The 527-nt window shown below is 43.1% G+C and carries 1 pseudogene; it reads right to left on the bottom strand.

Annotated elements, in window-relative coordinates:
• Positions 1-452, bottom strand: a pseudogene (locus tag R7040_RS29765) (EAL domain-containing protein); the annotation flags it as partial.
• Positions 453-527 lie beyond the last annotated feature (75 nt).

Here is a 527-nt window from a genome sequence, read left to right on the forward strand (position 1 = left end):
AAGTCGTCTCTATCAGTGATGGTGATGGCTTTATATGTCTGCTGCCCTTGTGTCACCACTAGCAGCAATGGCTCTTCTAGGCCGTTTATCTGGCCGAAGGTTAAGGCATGATTGGGCCTGAAGGTTAAGTATTCAGAAAGCGGTTTGGATAAGTGTCCAAGCTTCGATGAGCAAATGATCTCACCGCCTTTGACAATGAGCATTTCATCGATGTCTCGCTCAAACATCAAGTTTTGCTGCAACTGCTCACACCGTTCTGGATGAATAAGCGCAGTTCGGTTTTCAGTCTCAATTTGAAAGAGTATTTCATCCGCGATTTGTATGTTCTTTTCGAGCAAGTGATCGAGGTTACTTTGCACACTCTCGTGTGCCAAATACAAAACCTCCGCAAATACCAAAGGAAGTGGCAGAAAAAAGATAGCAGCTTTCTTAAGAAGCATTTTATTCAGCATATAAAAGCGACCTTTTATAAACCGATTGACTCAGATGGTATCGAGAAAACGATACCCACCAGCAACTCACGTTTA

It is taken from the genome of Vibrio sp. 1069, from assembly GCF_033340555.1.